This is a genomic window from Sulfurimonas sp. HSL1-2 (assembly GCF_039645565.1).
GTDB lineage: Bacteria > Campylobacterota > Campylobacteria > Campylobacterales > Sulfurimonadaceae > Thiomicrolovo > Thiomicrolovo zhangzhouensis.
On sequence record NZ_CP147914.1, the window covers coordinates 373854 to 390830 of the forward strand.

A 16977-nucleotide genomic window follows, 5' to 3' on the forward strand; every position below is an offset into this window, starting at 1 on the left:
CACAACTACATAAATAGTTTTTAGTTTCCCATTATTACTTTATTGCTGTTACATGCCCAGTTAGCTCAGAGGTAGAGCACTTCCTTGGTAAGGAAGAGGTCGGCAGTTCAATTCTGCTACTGGGCTCCACGGAACGTTTGGGTACGTTTCCCTGTAATGCTGGAGTAATAATGGGAGCCTAAAAAGCTATTTTGTACGCTTTATCTGGTATAATTCCGTTTCCATTAATTCTTAAAGTCGGAGGACACAATGGCAAAAGAAAAGTTTGAACGTACGAAACCGCACGTTAACATCGGTACCATCGGTCACGTTGACCACGGTAAAACTACACTGACAGCAGCAATTACAGCGGTACTTGGCGTGCATGGCGACAAAGCTGCATTCATGGACTACGATCAGATCGACAACGCTCCGGAAGAGCGCGAGCGCGGTATTACGATTGCTACGTCTCACGTTGAGTATGAGACAGCTAACCGCCACTATGCGCACGTTGACTGTCCGGGCCACGCCGACTACGTCAAGAACATGATTACGGGTGCTGCTCAGATGGACGGCGCGATTCTCGTTGTTTCTGCTGCTGACGGCCCGATGCCGCAGACGCGCGAGCACATCCTCCTTTCTCGCCAGGTCGGTGTTCCGTACATCGTTGTTTTCATGAACAAAGAAGACATGGTTGACGACGAAGAGCTCCTCGAGCTGGTTGAAATGGAAATTCGCGAACTGCTCGATCAGTACGAGTTCCCGGGTGACGACACTCCGATCGTTGCTGGTTCAGCACTGAGAGCACTGGAAGAAGCTAAAGAAGGCAAAATCGGCGAATGGGGCGAAAAAATCCTCAAGCTGATGGAAGAAGTCGACGCTTACATTCCTGAGCCGACTCGTGAAACTGACAAAGACTTCCTGATGCCGGTTGAGGACGTATTCTCTATCTCCGGTCGTGGTACAGTTGTTACTGGTCGTGTTGAGCGTGGTCAGGTCTGTGTCGGTGAGACGATCGAAATCGTCGGTATCCGCGACACGCAGACAACAACTGTTACAGGTGTTGAGATGTTCCGTAAAGAGATGGACTGTGGTGTCGCCGGTGACAACTGTGGTGTCCTCCTCCGCGGTATCGCTAAAGAAGCGGTTGAGCGTGGTCAGGTTCTCTGTAAGCCGAAATCCATCACACCGCACACGAAGTTCGAAGCAGAAGTCTATATCCTCTCCAAAGAGGAAGGTGGACGCCATACTCCGTTCTTCAACGGTTACCGCCCGCAGTTCTACGTCCGTACAACTGACGTAACGGGTGCGATCACTCTGCCGGAAGGTACAGAGATGGTTATGCCGGGTGACAACGTTGCGATCGTCGCAGAACTCATCGCTCCGATCGCGATGGAAGAAGGTACACGCTTCGCGATTCGCGAAGGTGGCCGTACTGTCGGCGCCGGCGTCGTTTCCAAAATCCTTGCGTAATCGGGTCTCCGATTCGCAATTCTAGGAAATAACAATGCGTGAAAATATCCACCTGGCTTGTGAGAAGTGCACACGTCGCAACTACCACACAAGCAAAAACAAAAAGACGCACACTGAGAAATTCTCTGTGCGCAAATACTGCAAGTTCTGCCGCGAACATACGGTTCACAAAGAAGCAAAACTGTAAGTTGTTCTCCCGCTCGGGAGAATCATAGGCGAATAGCTCCAATGGTAGAGCGCCGGATTCCAAATCCGATGGTTGGGGGTTCGAGTCCCTCTTCGCCTGCCACATTCCCGATCAATGCAGCCCCGGGGCTTCAGTTATCGCGAATGTCAATGGGTACCTCGAAAAATCTCCGCGTCAGATTCTTCGAGGTGCGCAAGAGGAATGGAAATGAAATCAACACTTAACAGTTATGTCAGAAACGCCCGCATCGAGCTCTCCAAAGTCATTTTCCCGACTAAGGCGCAGGTGAAACAGGCGTTCATCGCCGTCGTGGTGGTAGTTGCTTTCGTTTCGATCTTTTTGGCACTTGTAGACTTGATCATGTCTTCATCACTGTCAGCGATTTTGGGCTAAGGGAGAACATATGGCACATCAATGGTATTCTATCCAGACCTACGCGGGCAGCGAACGCAGCGTTAAAAACGCGATCCTCAACCTGATTGACGAGCATAACCTCGCCGAAAAGATCAAAGAGGTCGTCGTTCCGACGGAAGACGTCATCGAGGTCAAAGACGGAAAGAAAAAGATCAGCGAACGTTCCCTCTATTCCGGTTACGTTTTCATCAACGTCGATCTGGATACGCCGACGCAGCACCTGATTCAGTCGCTGCCGCGCGTCTCCGGCTTCATCGGTGAGGCCAATCATCCGACACCGCTGAGCGAGAACGACATTAACACGATCCTCGACCGCGTCGAGAACCGTGCGGCGCCGAAACCGAAGGTCTACTTCGAAAACGGCGAGATGGTCCGTATCATCGACGGCCCGTTCGCGAACTTTACGGGTACAGTCGACGAATACGACCTCGAACACGGTACACTGAAGCTCAACGTATCGATCTTCGGTCGCAGCACCCCGGTGGACATTTCGTACACCCAGGTCGAAAAAATTATTTAATCTTACAAAGGAAAAGGAAGCACAATGGCAAAGAAAGTCATGGGTTATATCAAGTTGCAAATTCAAGCCGGCGCTGCCAACCCGGCACCTCCGGTCGGTCCTGCGCTGGGTCAGCGCGGCGTCAACATCATGGAATTCTGTAAAGCATTCAATGAAAAGACAAAAGACAAGATGGGCTTCAAAGTTCCGACCATCATTACGGTCTACAACGACAGAAGCTTCTCTTTCATCACGAAACAGCCGCCGGCATCTGCTCTGCTGATGAAAGCAGCTGGTATCAAGAAGGGTTCTGACAACCCGCTGAAAAACAAAGTTGCGAAGATCACCAAGGCGCAGCTGATGGAAGTCGTGAAGATGAAGATCGCCGACCTCAACACGGACGACGAAGAGCAGGCAGCGAAAATCCTTGCCGGTTCTGCACGTGCAATGGGCCTTGAAATTACAGAATAACTGTAAGCAACCGAACTATCTTCGACCGCAAAGATACAAAAAAACTGCGGCAGAATAAATTCAGGAGAATAATATGGCTAGCAAACGTTATAAGCAGCTGAACGAAAAAATCGACGCGACAAAACAGTACAGCGTCGTTGAAGCGGCAGCGTTCGTAAAAGAACTGCAGTCTGCCAAGTTTGACGAAACGGTCGAAATCGCGATGAACCTGGGTGTTGACCCGCGCCACGCTGACCAGATGGTCCGCGGTGCCGTTGTGCTTCCTCACGGTACAGGTAAAACAGTTCGCGTCGCCGTTTTCGCCAAAGGCGCCAAAATCGATGAAGCAAAAGCAGCCGGTGCCGATATCGTCGGTACGGATGAGCTCGTCGAGATGATCCAGGCCGGTAACATGCCGTTTGACGTTGTTGTCGCAGCGCCGGACTGTATGGGTGTCGTCGGTAAGATCGGCCGTATCCTCGGGCCAAAAGGCCTGATGCCGAACCCGAAAACGGGTACGGTAACACCGGACGTCGCGACTGCGGTCAAGAACGTCAAAGGCGGCCAGGTCGCTTTCCGTGTTGACAAAAAAGGGAACATCCACGCCGGTATCGGTAAAGCAAGCTTCGATGCTGACAAGATCGCCGAGAACGTCAAAGCGTTCGTCGCCGCGATCAACAAGCACAAGCCGGCTTCTTCAAAAGGCCGCTACATCAAGAACGCTGCGCTCTCTCTGACAATGAGCCCGGCGCTCAAATTTGACGTCGCCGAACTGGCGGACATCAAGTAATTCTTTCCCCTCCGGGGGACGGAAGTCTTGCGTTTGACATCACGGATGCCAGACGCAAGATTTTCACTAAACGAAGATCTGAAATCTTTGGACTAAAGAGAGTTGGGGGCAGCCTGTGCTGCTTAATCGGCCTTTCCCCGCCCCGCTTGAAGTTGAAGTCTGGAAAGGAGAACGAATGACAAGAGCTGAAAAAACGGAAGTTGTCAACTATCTTACCGGCGAGTTCGGAAGTGTTGCAGCCGTCGTTATCTGTGACTATAACGGTCTGGGTGTAGCTGATCTTGAAGAGCTGCGCGGTATGGCTCGCCAAAGCGATGCGAAAGTTCAGGTTGTAAAAAACACCCTGGCGAACATCGCACTGGCGAATGCTGATATGACCGGCGTCGAACTGAAAGATATGAACATCTTCATCTGGTCCGACGACGTTATCGGCGCGGCAAAAGTTGCAGCGGATTTCGCGAAGAAAAACGATAAACTGAGCATTAAAGCGGGTTACCTCGATAAAGAGCCTGCGGACAAAGCGAAGATCGAAGCTTTCGCAAAACTCCCGGGTCGCAACGAACTGCTTGGCATGCTGGCTGCTACCTGGATGGCACCGCTCACCAACTTTACGATCGGTCTCGATGCGCTTAGAAAAAAGCGCGAAGAAGAGGCTTAATTACTATTACTAACTACCATTAGGAGATAAAAATGGCTGTAACTAAAGAAGACGTACTCGAGTACATCTCTAACCTTTCCGTTCTCGAACTGTCCGAACTTGTTAAAGAGTTCGAAGAAAAATTCGGCGTATCTGCTCAGCCGGTTGCTGTTGCCGGTGTTGCTGTAGCTGCTGAAGCTGCCGAAGAAAAAACTGAATTCGACGTTATCCTCAAAGACGCTGGTGCGAAGAAGATCAACGTTATTAAAGTTGTCCGCGGCCTGACAGGTCTCGGCCTCAAAGAAGCGAAAGAAGCGGTTGAAACTGCTGGCTCTGTTATCAAAGAAGGTGTTGATAAAGAGACTGCAGAAGCTGCAAAGAAAGAACTCGAAGAAGCCGGCGCTTCCGTCGAGCTCAAGTAAGTTCTCTTTCCTCGGAAGGCGTGGCCTTCCGAACCTTTTCCGGGCGCTTTTGCCTCCCGTTTTCGAACGGACGGCAAAAGTGCCCTTACGTCGTTTATGGCAGGGACGCCTGCTTGGACACTGCACTTACTGAACTGCTTTCAGTAATTTAACTTCATTCGAGGTAGCCTATATGTTAAACACACTCTACTCCGGAAACCGCTTACGTGTTGACTTCGCTAAAACCCCGCAACAGATCGATGTTCCTAACCTCCTTCAACTGCAACTGAGCTCTTACGAAAACTTTCTGATGATGGATCAGAAGGATCGCGCCGAAAGCGGCCTGGAACGCGTATTCCAGTCTGTCTTCCCGATCCATGATGCCCAGAACCGCATTACGCTTGAGTACATGGGGTCCGAGATCGGTACGCCGAAATACACCGTACGCGAGTGTATGGAACGCGGCCTGACCTACTCCGTCTCCCTGCGCATGAAAACGCGCCTGGTCCTCTGGGACCGTGACGAGAACACCAAAGAGAAGAAGGGTGTCAGCGAGATCAAAGAACAGTCGATCTTTATCCGCGATATCCCGCTGATGACGGACCGTACCTCCTTCGTCATCAACGGCGTCGAACGCGTCGTCGTCAACCAGCTCCACCGTTCGCCGGGTGTTATCTTCAAAGAAGAAGAAGCGACGACGGCCGGCAACAAGCTGATCTACACCGGTCAGATCATCCCGGACCGCGGTTCATGGCTCTATTTCGAGTATGACCCGAAAGACATCCTTTACATGCGCATCAACAAGCGCCGTAAAGTACCGGTCACGATCATGTTCCGTGCCCTGGGGTACAGCAAGCAGGATATCCTGAAGCTCTTCTACCCGCTCCAGACGATCGAGATCGTGGACAATGCGTTCCTGATGCCGTTCGAGCCGGACCAGTTCGACGGGCGCCTGGAGTTCGACCTCCGCGACGTAGAGGGCAATGTCCACGTCGCCGCCGGTAAACGTCTCTCCAGCAAGAAAGCGCAGAAGATGATCGAAACGGGCATTACGCGTGTCCAGTATCCGGTCGAAGTTCTCTGCGAACGTCACCTTGCCGAGCCGATCATCAATCCGGAGACGGGCGAAGTCCTCTTCGATACGATGACCTCCATCGACGAGATGAAGCTCAAGAAGATCGCGGAAGCGGGCATCAGCTCCTTCATTATCGCGAACGACCTGGCTTCCGGCGTCGACAGCTCCGTTATCAACGCCTTCCTGGCGGATGCGGATTCACTGAAACTGCTGAAGCAGACCGAAGAGCTCGAAGACGAGAACGACCTCGCGGCGATCCGTATCTACAAGGTCATGCGCCCGGGTGAACCGGTCACGAAAGAGGCGGCGAAAGCCTTCGTCAACCAGCTCTTCTTTGACCCGGAACGCTACGACCTGACCCGCGTCGGCCGTATGAAGATGAACCACAAGCTCGGCCAGGAGATCCCGGAGTACGTCACGGTACTCACGAACGAGGATATCATCAATACGGTCAAGTACGTCATCAAGGTCAAGAACGGCAAGGGCCACATCGACGACCGCGACCACCTCGGTAACCGCCGTATCCGCTCCATCGGTGAGCTGCTCGGAAACGAGCTGCACAACGGTCTCATCAAGATGCAGAAGGCGATCAAGGACAAGCTCTCCACGATGAGCGGGCCGATGGCCGAACTGATGCCGCACGACCTGATCAACTCCAAGATGATCACGTCGACGATCATGGAGTTCTTCTCCGGCGGCCAGCTGAGCCAGTTTATGGACCAGACGAACCCGCTGTCAGAAGTGACGCACAAACGCCGCCTCTCCGCACTCGGTGAGGGCGGTCTCGTCAAAGAGCGTGCCGGCTTCGAAGTCCGTGACGTCCACCCGACGCACTACGGCCGTATCTGTCCGATCGAGACCCCGGAGGGTCAGAACATCGGTCTTATCAACACCCTCGCGACCTACGCGAAGGTCAACGAGCACGGCTTTATCGAAGCGCCGTACAACGTCGTCAAAGACGGCGTCGTCCAGTACGGTGACGAGAACGTCATCTATCTGACGGCAACGCAGGAAGAGGGGATGACCATCGCCGCGGCATCGAACAAAGTTGATGCAAACGGCCAGTTCGTCGAAGACCTGATCGAGCTGCGCAAAGACGGCGAGATCATTCTCGGTTCACCGAAAGATGCAGAGTACATGGACCTCTCGTCCCACATGGTCGTCGGTGTCGCCGCGTCACTGATTCCGTTCCTGGAACACGATGACGCGAACCGCGCCCTTATGGGATCGAACATGCAGCGCCAGGCCGTACCGCTCCTCAAGCCCTCCGCACCGATGGTCGGAACGGGTGTCGAGAAACTTGTCGCCCGCGATGCGTGGGAGAGCGTCAAGGCGAAACGCGCCGGTATCGTCGAGAAGATCGACGCCCGCCACATCTACGTCATCAGCAAGGATGACGAAGGCGCGGTCATCGACTACTACCCGCTGCAGAAGAACCTGCGTACCAACCAGAATACGACCTTCGGTCAGAAGCCGATCGTCAAGGTCGGTGAGCACGTTAAAGCCGGGCAGGTCATCGCCGACGGTCCGAACATGGACCAGGGCGAGCTCGCCCTCGGCCAGAATGCGCTCGTCGCGTTCATGCCGTGGAACGGTTACAACTTCGAGGATGCTATCGTCATCTCCGAAAAGCTGATCCGCGAGGATGCGTACACCTCCGTTCACATTTACGAGAAAGAGGCGGAAGCGCGCGAACTGAAGCACGGTGTCGAAGAGATCACCCGCGATATCCCGAACGTCCGCGACGAAGACCTCGCGCACCTGGATGAAAGCGGTATCGTCAAGATCGGTACCTATGTCAGCGGCGGCATGATCCTCGTCGGTAAGGTCTCCCCGAAGGGTGAAGTGAAGCCGACACCGGAAGAACGCCTCCTGCGCGCCATCTTCGGCGAAAAAGCGGGCCATGTCGTCAACAAGTCGCTCTACTGTCCGCCAAGCATGGAAGGGGTCGTCGTCGACGTCAAGGTCTTCACGAAGAAGGGCTATGACAAAGACCCGCGTACCCTCGAGATGGAGAAAGCGGAACGCGACGAGCTCGAGCGCGAGCACTACGACCGCCTCCTGATGATCGACAAAGAGGAGATGATGCGTGTCGTCTCCCTGCTGACCAAGTCGCCGCTGGAAAGCGATGTTACCGCCAATGGTACGGCCTACAGTGCCGGCGACCTGATCAAGGCCGAAGACCTTGAGAACGTCAACCGCTTCGCGATGAACAACATCGTCAAGGCGTACAGCGAAGAGGTCCAGGCGAAGTACAACAAGACGAAGAACCACTTCCAGAAAGAGAAGAAGAAGTTCCGCGACGAGCACGAAGAGAAGCTGACGATCCTTGAAAAAGACGACATTCTCCCCAACGGCGTCGTCAAATACGTCAAGGTCTACGTCGCGACGAAGCGCAAGCTCAAAGTCGGGGACAAGATGGCCGGTCGTCACGGGAACAAGGGTATCGTCTCCACGATCGTCCCGGAAGTCGATATGCCGTACATGGCAAACGGCCGTTCCGTCGACGTCTGTCTGAACCCGCTGGGGGTTCCGTCGCGTATGAACATCGGACAGATCCTCGAGATGCACCTCGGTATGGTCGGCCGCGAGCTCGGCTACCAGATCCAGGAGCAGTTCGAGAAGGAGCAGGCGGATCTGATCGCTTCGCTTCGCAAGCAGCTCGGTGAGATCGCGGCTACTGCACGCCTGATGAAACTCGAAGACGCCGTCGCCAAGATGAGCGACGACGAGATCCTCAAGTATGCCCGCGACTGGAGCAACGGTGTCCGTTTCGCGACGCCGATCTTCGAGGGTGTCAACGCCGAGGAGTTCGAGAACCTCTTCGCCATGGCCAAGATGGACAAAGACGGTAAGACCGTCCTGTTCGACGGTAAGACCGGTGAACAGCTCAAAGAGCGTGTCAACGTCGGTTACATGTATGTCATCAAACTGCACCACCTGGTTGACGAGAAGGTCCACGCCCGTTCCACGGGGCCGTACTCCCTCGTTACCCAGCAGCCGGTCGGCGGTAAGGCCCTCTTCGGCGGGCAGCGCTTCGGGGAGATGGAAGTATGGGCCCTCGAGGCCTACGGTGCTTCCGCCGTCCTCAAAGAGATGCTGACGATCAAGTCGGATGACGTTGACGGTCGTGTCGCGGCGTACAAAGCATTGACAAAAGGTGAAAGCGTGCCGGAATCCGGTATTCCTGAAACGCTGTTCGTACTGACAAAAGAGCTGCAATCCCTTGCGCTTGATGTAGAGATTTTTGACGAGGTGGAAGACGATGAGCAAATTAGTGCCGATTGAAGTAACGGAAGAGAATCGCCCGAAGGACATTAAACAGCTGCAGTTCCGCCTGGCGAGCCCGGAGAAGATCCTCTCCTGGAGCCACGGCGAAGTCAAAAAGCCGGAGACGATCAACTACCGTACCCTGAAACCGGAACGCGACGGTCTGTTCTGCGCGAAGATCTTCGGACCGGTCCGCGATTACGAGTGTCTGTGCGGCAAGTACAAGAAGATGCGCTACAAGGGCGTCGTCTGTGAGAAGTGTGGCGTTGAGGTCACGACTTCCAAAGTCCGCCGTACGCGCATGGGTCATATCGACCTGGTCACGCCGGTCGCGCACATCTGGTATGTCAGCTCCCTGCCGAGCCGTATCGGTACGCTCCTGGGTGTCAAGATGAAAGACCTCGAGCGCGTACTCTACTACGAGGCGTACATCGTCAAAAGCGGCGGTGAAGCGTACTACGATGCGGAACAGAGCGCACCGGTCATCAAGTACGACGTTCTCAACGAAGAGCAGTACCGTACCCTGAACCAGCGCTACAGCGAGAGCGGTTTTGTCGCCCAGATGGGTGGTGAGGTTATCCGTGACCTGCTCGACGACATCGACCTCGTCGAGCTCTTCTCCGTCCTCAAAGAGGAGATGGAGGGGACCCGTTCCGAAGCGAAGCGCAAAACGATCGTCAAGCGCCTGAAGGTCATCGAATCCTTCCTGAACTCCGGGAACAACCCGGCGTGGATGATGCTCTCCGTGCTGCCGGTCCTGCCGCCGGATCTGCGTCCGCTGGTCAGCCTGGACGGCGGCAAGTTCGCCGTCTCAGACGTCAACGACCTCTACCGCCGTGTTATCAACCGTAACCAGCGTCTGAAGCGCCTGATCGAGCTCGAAGCGCCGGAAATTATCGTCCGCAACGAGAAGCGTATGCTTCAGGAATCCGTCGATGCCCTCTTCGACAACGGCCGCCGTGCCAATGCCGTCAAGGGTGCCAACAAGCGTCCGCTGAAATCCCTTTCAGAAGTCATCAAGGGCAAGCAGGGACGTTTCCGTCAGAACCTCCTCGGTAAGCGTGTCGACTTCTCCGGCCGTTCGGTCATCGTCGTCGGTCCGGACCTCAAGATGGACCAGTGCGGTCTGCCGAAGAAAATGGCCCTTGAACTCTTCAAGCCGCACCTGATTGCGAAGCTCGAAGATAAAGGGTACGCGACAACGGTCAAGGCTGCCAAGAAGATGATCGAGGACAAAACCAACGAGGTTTGGGAGTGTCTCTCCGAGATCGTCGAGGGCTACCCGATCATGCTCAACCGTGCACCGACGCTGCACAAACTCTCGATCCAGGCCTTCCACCCGCGCCTGATCGAAGGGAAAGCGATCCAGCTGCACCCGCTCGTCTGTGCGGCCTTCAACGCCGACTTCGACGGTGACCAGATGGCGGTCCACGTGCCGCTCTCCGCCGAGGCGATTGCGGAAGCGAAAGTTCTGATGCTCTCATCCATGAACATTCTGCTCCCGGCCTCCGGTAAAGCGATCGCGACACCGTCGCAGGATATGGTCCTCGGGATCTATTACCTCTCCCTGGAGAAGAACGGTGTCGTCGGCTCGAACAAGCTGTTCGCCAACGTCGACGAGATCCGCATCGCACTGGAGCAGAGCTCGCTTGACCTGCATGCACGTATCCGTACCCGTGTCGACGGCCGTATGATCACGACGACGGTCGGCCGCCTCCTGATCAAGGAGATCCTGCCGTCCTTCGTTCCGGTCGACCTGTGGAACCGCGTCATGAAGAAAAAAGCGATCAACGCTCTGGTCGACTACGTCCAGAAGTACGGCGGCATCGCTGTCACCGCGGGCTTCCTCGACCGTCTGAAAAACCTCGGTTTCAAACACGCGACGGCGGCGGGGGTCTCCATCTCCGTCGACGACGTTATCGTCCCGGAAGAGAAGCCGGAACTGATCGCGCAGTCCAAAGCGAAGGTCAAGGAGATCCAGAAGCAGTACGAAGCGGGTCTTCTGACCGAGCAGGAACGCTACAACAAGATCATCGACGTCTGGACCGACGTTAACAATACGCTTGCGGGCGATATGATGACGCTGATCGAGAACGACAAAGCGGGCTTCAACTCCATCTACATGATGGCCGACTCCGGGGCGCGGGGTTCCGCGGCCCAGATCCGTCAGCTCGCGGGTATGCGGGGTCTTATGGCGAAGCCGGACGGCTCGATCATTGAGACGCCGATTATCTCAAACTTTAAAGAGGGTCTGAACGTCCTTGAGTACTTCATTTCGACCCACGGTGCCCGTAAAGGTCTCGCCGACACCGCGCTGAAAACGGCGAATGCCGGTTACCTGACGCGTAAACTCGTCGATGTCGCGCAGAACGTGAAGATCGTCGAGGACGACTGTGGTTCCCACGAAGGGATCGAGATCACGGACATCTCCATCGGTAACGAGATGATCGAACCGCTTGAAGACCGTATCTACGGCCGTGTCCTCGCCGAGGACGCGATCGACCCGATCACCAACGAGATCCTCTATCCGGAGGGTGAGCTGATCGACGAGATCAAGGCGAGCAAAATCGTCGAAGCGGGCATCAAGTCCGTGCATATCCGTACGCCGGCGACCTGTAAGTCCGAAGGCGGCGTCTGTGCGCTCTGCTACGGTAAAAACCTCGGAACAGGCGAACTGGTCCGCAAGGGCGAGGCCGTCGGTATTATCGCGGCACAGTCGATCGGGGAACCGGGTACGCAGCTGACGCTTCGTACCTTCCACGTCGGTGGTACGGCGTCCAGCACCCGTGAAGAGCGCCAGGTTGTGGCAACGAAGAAAGGTTTCATCCGCTACTACAACCTGAAAACCTATAAGAACCAGGAAGGCAAGAACATCGTCGCCAACCGCCGTAATGCGGGTGTCCTGCTGGTCGAACCGAAGATCAAGGCGCCGTTTGACGGTACGATCGACGTTCAGACGATCCACGACGAGGTTCTGGTCAGCGTCAGCAACGGGGAACAGACACAGCGCTATACCCTGCGCAAGACCGAGGTTGCCCGCCCGAACGAACTGGCCGGCGTCAGCGGCAAGATCGAAGGGAAGTTCTACCTGCCGTACGACAGCGGCGCGAAAGTCGTCGCCCATGAGTCGATCGTCGAGACGATCCGTGACGGCTGGAACGTTCCGAACCGTATCCCGTACGCTTCCGAGCTGCTCGTCGACGACGGCGCACCGGTAACACAGCGTGTCGAAGCTGGCGCGAAAGGTACGGTCAAGTTCTTCCTCCTCAAAGGGGATTACCTTGAGCGCTACGACGCGATCAGCAAAGGCTACGAAGTCACCGAGAAGGGACTTTTCGCCGTCGTCGTCGACGCTGATGACCGTGAAGCGAACCGCCACTACATCGCCCGCGGCTCCATCGTCGATATCGACGATGATGCCGAGGCGGAAGCGGCAACGGTCATTGCCCACGCGGCAACGGCCGAATCGCTCGTCATCGCCGAGTGGGACCCTTATTCCAACCCGATCATCTCCGAAGCGGCCGGTACGGTCAAGTTCGAAGATGTCATCCCGGGCGTCACGGCGTCCGAGCAGTTCGACGAACTGACGGGCAAAACGCGTCTGATGATCAACGAGTACATCTCTCCGGAATACAAACCGGCGATCGTGCTCGCGACGGAAGCCGGCGAGCTTATCCGTTATTCGCTCGAGCCGAAAACGGCGGTCTTCGCCCAGAACAACGCGACGGTCAACGTCGCCGACATCCTGGCGAAAACACCGAAAGCGCTCCAGAAGTCACGCGACATTACCGGGGGTCTCCCGCGCGTTTCCGAGCTCTTCGAAGCCCGTAAGCCGAAAGATGTCGCCCTCATCGCAGAGGTTGACGGTGTCGTCAGCTTCGGCAAGCCGCTGCGCGGGAAAGAGCGTATCGTCATTACCGGCGAAAACGGCATCATCAAAGAGTACTTTGTCGACAAGAACCAGAACGCCCTGGTCCACCCGGGCGAATTCGTTCACGCCGGCGAACGTCTCTCCGACGGTATGGTCTCGAGCCACGAGATCCTGCGTATCCTCGGAGTCAAGGCACTGTACAACTACCTGGTCAGCGAAGTCCAGCAGGTCTACCGCCGCCAGGGGGTTAACATTGCGGACAAACACATCGAGGTCATCTTTACCCAGATGATCCGCCAGGTCAAGATCGTCAAATCCGGCGATACGAAGTTCATTCAGGGCGACCTCGTCTCGAAGAACCGCTTCAAGGAAGAGAACGAGAAGATCCTGCGCCTCGGCGGCGAGCCGGCGATTGCCGAGCCGTTCCTGGTCGGTATCACCCGTGCCTCCGTCAGTGCGGACTCCATCATCTCCGCGGCGTCCTTCCAGGATACCACGAAGGTCCTCACTGAAGCGGCCGTCTCTGCGAAGATCGACGACCTGACCGATATGAAAGAGAACGTCATTATCGGTCGTACGATCCCGGCCGGTACCGGTATGTACAAAGACTACACGATCGACTTCGAATCGTAACGTTCCCCTCCGCGGGGGTCTCCCCCGCACACCACCCCCTTTTCTCTTAAGATAAGCTAAAATTCAACTTAACTTTAGTATTATTTCGCGTTCAATACTCTCTCGTGAGAAGTATCTACTGGAACATTTACATTATGAAAGGATTCAAATGCCTACAATCAACCAGTTGATTCGTAAAGAGCGCAAGGCTGTGATCAAGAAATCTAAGTCTCCTGCACTCGTAAACTGCCCGCAGCGCCGCGGCGTCTGTACGCGTGTTTACACGACGACACCTAAAAAACCGAACTCGGCACTTCGTAAAGTCGCCAAGGTCCGCCTGACATCAGGTTTCGAGGTGATCTCTTATATCGGTGGTGAAGGTCACAACCTGCAAGAGCACTCTATCGTTCTCGTACGCGGCGGTCGTGTCAAAGACCTTCCGGGTGTTAAGTATCACATCGTTCGCGGTGCGCTCGATACTGCCGGTGTTGCCAACCGTACGGTTGCCCGTTCCAAATACGGTACGAAACGCCCGAAAAGCAAGTAAGGCCACCCCTTACAGTCCTACGCTCATTGAGTATCGGGCAGCAGCCTGAGAAGTGAGTCTAGAATACAGAGCCTGAGGGCTTTGAGTAAATTTTTTTAAATTGAAGGAAATACAATGCGTAGAAGAAGAGCGCCCGTCCGTGAGATCATGCCCGATCCGGTTCACGGCAGCAAAGTTCTGACAAAGTTCATTAACAAAATCATGCTCGACGGCAAGAAAAGCACTGCCGAGAAGATCATGTACAGCGCCCTGGATATCATCAGTGCCCGCGGTGAAAAACCGGGTATCGAAGTATTCAACGAAGCGATCGACAACATCAAGCCGGTTCTGGAAGTCAAAAGCCGCCGCGTTGGTGGGGCAACCTATCAGGTTCCAGTAGAAGTACGCCCTGTCCGCCAACTCTCCCTGGCGATCCGCTGGCTTGTCGATGCTGCCCGTAAACGCAATGAGCGTACGATGGCAGAGCGCCTGGCGAACGAACTGATGGATGCAGCAACTGACAAAGGTTCTGCGTTCAAGAAGAAAGAAGATACCTACAAAATGGCAGAAGCGAACAAAGCGTTCGCACACTACCGCTGGTAATCGTCATGCAACCCTTCCGTGCTACTATCGCGTCTCGCTTTAGGGGCACGGTCCCCTCTAACTACTATATCTAAGGCTTATTACAATGGCAAGATCTCATAAACTCGAAGATGTAAGAAATATCGGTATCGCCGCGCACATCGATGCGGGTAAAACGACGACGACCGAACGTATCCTCTTCTATACCGGTGTTGAGCACAAGATCGGTGAGGTACACGACGGTGCGGCTACTATGGACTGGATGGAGCAGGAGCAGGAGCGCGGTATTACGATTACGTCTGCTGCGACTACCTGTGAATGGGCCGGCAAACAGATCAACATCATCGACACCCCGGGCCACGTCGACTTCACGATTGAAGTTGAGCGCTCCATGCGTGTTCTTGACGGTGCTGTTTCCGTATTCTGTGCGGTCGGTGGTGTTCAGCCGCAGTCTGAGACTGTATGGCGTCAGCGTAACCGTTACGGTGTACCGTCTATCGTATTCGTTAACAAGATGGACCGTATCGGTGCGGACTTCTACGAAGTTGAAAACCAGATCCGCAACCGCCTCAAGGGTAACCCGGTGCCGATCCAGCTGCCGATCGGTGCGGAAGACAGCTTCGAAGGTGTCGTCGACCTCGTCAAGATGAAAGAGATCGTCTGGGATGCCGACGCGGCAATGGGTTCTGCTTACCACGAGCAGGATATCCGCGACGATATGATGGACAAAGCCGAAGAGTACCGCGAAAAGATGATCGAAGAGATCTCTTCCGTTGACGGTAACGAAGAGCTGATGGAGAAATTCCTCGAGGGTGAAGAGATCAGCAACGACGAGATCATCGCGGCGATCAAACGCGCAACGATCGCGATGCACATCGTTCCGATGACTGCCGGTACGGCATTCAAGAACAAAGGTGTCCAGACCCTGCTCGACGCTGTTGTTGCCTACCTGCCGGCCCCGACGGAAGTTGCGGCGATCCGCGGTACGATGATGGACGACGAAGAGAAAGAGGTCATCGTCGAATCTACGGACAACGGTCCATTCGCGGCACTGGCGTTCAAGATCATGACGGACCCGTTCGTCGGTACCCTGACGTTCATCCGTGTTTACCGCGGTGTTCTGGAGTCAGGTTCCTACGCGATCAATACGACCAAGGACAAGAAAGAGCGTGTCGGCCGTATCATGAAGATGCACGCCATCAAACGTGAAGAGGTCAAAGAGATCTACGCGGGTGAAATCGGCGCGGTCGTCGGTCTGAAAGATACGACAACGGGTGATACCCTGGCGTCCGAAAAAGACAAAGTCGTTCTCGAGCGTATGGACTTCCCGGAGCCGGTTATCTCCGTTGCGGTTGAGCCGAAAACGAAAGCTGACCAGGAAAAAATGGGTATCGCACTGGGCAAACTGGCTGCGGAAGACCCTTCTTTCCGTGTTCACACCGACGAAGAGTCCGGCCAGACGATCATCTCCGGTATGGGTGAGCTTCACCTCGAGATCATTGTCGACCGTATGAAGCGCGAGTTCAAAGTCGAAGCGGAAGTCGGTGCGCCGCAGGTTGCCTACCGCGAGTCTATCCGCAACGAAGTCAACCAGGAGTATAAATACGCCAAGCAGTCAGGCGGTCGCGGTCAGTTCGGCCACGTCTACCTGCGCATCAAGCCGGGCGAACCGGGTTCAGGCTATATCTTCCACAACGAGATCAAAGGCGGTGTTATTCCGAAAGAGTACATTCCGGCGATCCAGAAGGGTTGTGAAGAAGCGATGCAGAACGGTATCCTCGCGGGTTACCCGATCGAAGACGTTGAAGTAGCGGTTTACGACGGTTCCTACCACGAGGTCGACTCCTCTGAGATGGCGTTCAAACTTGCAGCTTCCATGGGCTTCAAAGAGGGTGCACGCAAGGCGAACCCTGCGATCCTCGAACCGCTGATGAAAGTCGAAGTCGAAGTTCCGGAAGAGTACATGGGTGACGTTATCGGTGACCTTAACCGCCGCCGCGGTCAGGTTAACAACATGGGCGACCGTGGTGGTAACAAGATCGTTGACGCCTTCGTACCGCTCTCCGAGATGTTCGGTTACTCTACGGACCTGCGTTCTTCAACACAGGGCCGCGCGACTTACGCGATGGAGTTCGACCACTACGAAGAAGTTCCGCGCAACGTCGCAGAAGAGATCATCAAAAAGCGCAACGGCTAAGCCGCTGCGTCTAG

Annotated in this window: 13 protein-coding genes and 2 tRNA genes; all 15 read left to right on the forward strand. The window is 55.0% G+C overall.

The window, feature by feature from the left end:
• Positions 1–54: 54 nt before the first annotated feature.
• The 15 genes from WCX18_RS01950 to fusA all read left to right on the forward strand — a co-directional run bounded on the left by WCX18_RS01950 (position 55) and on the right by fusA (position 16963).
• Positions 55–129, forward strand: a tRNA-Thr gene (locus WCX18_RS01950).
• A 120-nt stretch (positions 130–249) separates the two neighbouring features.
• Entirely contained in the window at positions 250–1452 is a 1203-nt protein-coding gene (gene tuf / locus WCX18_RS01955) for an elongation factor Tu (protein WP_345989101.1), read from the forward strand.
• Between the two features lie 34 nt (positions 1453–1486).
• The gene (gene rpmG / locus WCX18_RS01960) at positions 1487–1639 is read left to right on the forward strand and encodes a 50S ribosomal protein L33 (protein ID WP_231020107.1); all 153 of its coding nucleotides are present in this window, start codon (positions 1487–1489) and stop codon (positions 1637–1639) included.
• A gap of 26 nt (positions 1640–1665) precedes the next feature.
• Positions 1666–1741 (forward strand) — tRNA-Trp (locus WCX18_RS01965).
• Positions 1742–1846: 105 nt separating this feature from the next.
• Positions 1847–2032 carry a preprotein translocase subunit SecE gene (gene secE, locus WCX18_RS01970; RefSeq protein ID WP_231020109.1) on the forward strand — a complete coding sequence of 62 codons (186 nt, stop codon included), beginning with the start codon at positions 1847–1849 and terminating at the stop codon, positions 2030–2032.
• A 10-nt stretch (positions 2033–2042) separates the two neighbouring features.
• Positions 2043–2573: a transcription termination/antitermination protein NusG gene (gene nusG / locus WCX18_RS01975; RefSeq protein ID WP_345989103.1), complete on the forward strand. Its 531-nt coding sequence runs from the start codon at positions 2043–2045 to the stop codon at positions 2571–2573.
• 24 nt (positions 2574–2597) lie between these two features.
• Positions 2598–3023, forward strand: a complete 426-nt coding sequence (rplK, locus tag WCX18_RS01980; RefSeq protein ID WP_345989105.1) for a 50S ribosomal protein L11 — start codon at positions 2598–2600, stop codon at positions 3021–3023.
• Positions 3024–3096: 73 nt separating this feature from the next.
• Entirely contained in the window at positions 3097–3792 is a 696-nt protein-coding gene (gene rplA / locus WCX18_RS01985; protein WP_345989107.1) for a 50S ribosomal protein L1, read from the forward strand.
• A gap of 175 nt (positions 3793–3967) precedes the next feature.
• Entirely contained in the window at positions 3968–4450 is a 483-nt protein-coding gene (rplJ, locus tag WCX18_RS01990) for a 50S ribosomal protein L10 (RefSeq protein ID WP_345989109.1), read from the forward strand.
• Between the two features lie 32 nt (positions 4451–4482).
• Positions 4483–4851 carry a 50S ribosomal protein L7/L12 gene (rplL, locus tag WCX18_RS01995; protein WP_345989111.1) on the forward strand — a complete coding sequence of 123 codons (369 nt, stop codon included), beginning with the start codon at positions 4483–4485 and terminating at the stop codon, positions 4849–4851.
• Between the two features lie 172 nt (positions 4852–5023).
• A complete protein-coding gene (gene rpoB / locus WCX18_RS02000) occupies positions 5024–9193 on the forward strand; it encodes a DNA-directed RNA polymerase subunit beta (RefSeq protein WP_345989113.1) in 4170 nt (1389 codons plus the stop codon).
• Complete coding sequence (gene rpoC, locus WCX18_RS02005) at positions 9171–13679, forward strand: DNA-directed RNA polymerase subunit beta' (RefSeq protein ID WP_345989115.1); 4509 nt, start codon at positions 9171–9173, stop codon at positions 13677–13679. The genes rpoB and rpoC overlap by 23 nt, the downstream gene beginning before the upstream one ends.
• 148 nt (positions 13680–13827) lie before the next feature.
• Positions 13828–14205: a 30S ribosomal protein S12 gene (gene rpsL, locus WCX18_RS02010; protein ID WP_345989117.1), complete on the forward strand. Its 378-nt coding sequence runs from the start codon at positions 13828–13830 to the stop codon at positions 14203–14205.
• A gap of 114 nt (positions 14206–14319) precedes the next feature.
• Positions 14320–14787, forward strand: a complete 468-nt coding sequence (gene rpsG, locus WCX18_RS02015) for a 30S ribosomal protein S7 (RefSeq protein WP_345985922.1) — start codon at positions 14320–14322, stop codon at positions 14785–14787.
• A gap of 85 nt (positions 14788–14872) precedes the next feature.
• Complete coding sequence (gene fusA / locus WCX18_RS02020; protein ID WP_345989119.1) at positions 14873–16963, forward strand: elongation factor G; 2091 nt, start codon at positions 14873–14875, stop codon at positions 16961–16963.
• The last annotated feature ends 14 nt before the right edge of the window (positions 16964–16977 follow it).

What these genes read in the sequence shown, in the direction of transcription:
- tuf (WP_345989101.1), top strand. Translation starts at nt 250, where the DNA reads ATGGCAAAAGAAAAGTTTGAACGTACGAAACCGCACGTTAACATCGGT.
- rpmG (WP_231020107.1), top strand. Translation starts at nt 1,487, where the DNA reads ATGCGTGAAAATATCCACCTGGCTTGTGAGAAGTGCACACGTCGCAAC.
- secE (WP_231020109.1), top strand. Translation starts at nt 1,847, where the DNA reads ATGAAATCAACACTTAACAGTTATGTCAGAAACGCCCGCATCGAGCTC.
- nusG (WP_345989103.1), top strand. Translation starts at nt 2,043, where the DNA reads ATGGCACATCAATGGTATTCTATCCAGACCTACGCGGGCAGCGAACGC.
- rplK (WP_345989105.1), top strand. Translation starts at nt 2,598, where the DNA reads ATGGCAAAGAAAGTCATGGGTTATATCAAGTTGCAAATTCAAGCCGGC.
- rplA (WP_345989107.1), top strand. Translation starts at nt 3,097, where the DNA reads ATGGCTAGCAAACGTTATAAGCAGCTGAACGAAAAAATCGACGCGACA.
- rplJ (WP_345989109.1), top strand. Translation starts at nt 3,968, where the DNA reads ATGACAAGAGCTGAAAAAACGGAAGTTGTCAACTATCTTACCGGCGAG.
- rplL (WP_345989111.1), top strand. Translation starts at nt 4,483, where the DNA reads ATGGCTGTAACTAAAGAAGACGTACTCGAGTACATCTCTAACCTTTCC.
- rpoB (WP_345989113.1), top strand. Translation starts at nt 5,024, where the DNA reads ATGTTAAACACACTCTACTCCGGAAACCGCTTACGTGTTGACTTCGCT.
- rpoC (WP_345989115.1), top strand. Translation starts at nt 9,171, where the DNA reads ATGAGCAAATTAGTGCCGATTGAAGTAACGGAAGAGAATCGCCCGAAG.
- rpsL (WP_345989117.1), top strand. Translation starts at nt 13,828, where the DNA reads ATGCCTACAATCAACCAGTTGATTCGTAAAGAGCGCAAGGCTGTGATC.
- rpsG (WP_345985922.1), top strand. Translation starts at nt 14,320, where the DNA reads ATGCGTAGAAGAAGAGCGCCCGTCCGTGAGATCATGCCCGATCCGGTT.
- fusA (WP_345989119.1), top strand. Translation starts at nt 14,873, where the DNA reads ATGGCAAGATCTCATAAACTCGAAGATGTAAGAAATATCGGTATCGCC.